This is a genomic window from Gilvimarinus sp. 1_MG-2023 (assembly GCF_030548285.1).
Window position 1 is genome coordinate 1 of record NZ_JAUOSC010000389.1, and the last position, 361, is coordinate 361.

Consider the following 361-nt stretch of genomic DNA (forward strand, 5'->3'; position numbering starts at 1 on the left):
GTGTCGGCTTCCTCATGGCTGGTTTCGTACCCAGTCGATATGGCCGACTGTTCTTCTGTCCTGGCCTCTGGCTCGATAATCACTTCCTGCTCACCCAGCGCTTCGACGGTCATCAACAGCGGTACCGATTCATCCAGATTCACCGGCTGGGCTTTGGGGATGATGGCGGCCGGTGGCTGCTCCTCGGTTGACTGGTCTATTTCCTGGCTACGGGCATTCAGCCAGCTTTCAATATTGTCTTGCAAGCCCTGTTCTTCTGTACTCCCGGTCTCGGGTTCCAGAACATCGGTACAGGGAGCAGCCAGATCGTCACGGTCACTGGCCCAGGCCTCGGGAACAAAAGCGTCGATATCCCCCGGGT

The 361-nt window shown here is 57.6% G+C and carries 1 protein-coding gene; it reads right to left on the reverse strand.

Translation table 11 applies throughout. The features are described 5' to 3' along the window. Positions 1–361 (reverse strand): hypothetical protein (locus Q4563_RS17320; RefSeq protein ID WP_303605380.1); only part of this gene is annotated, 361 nt, incomplete at both ends.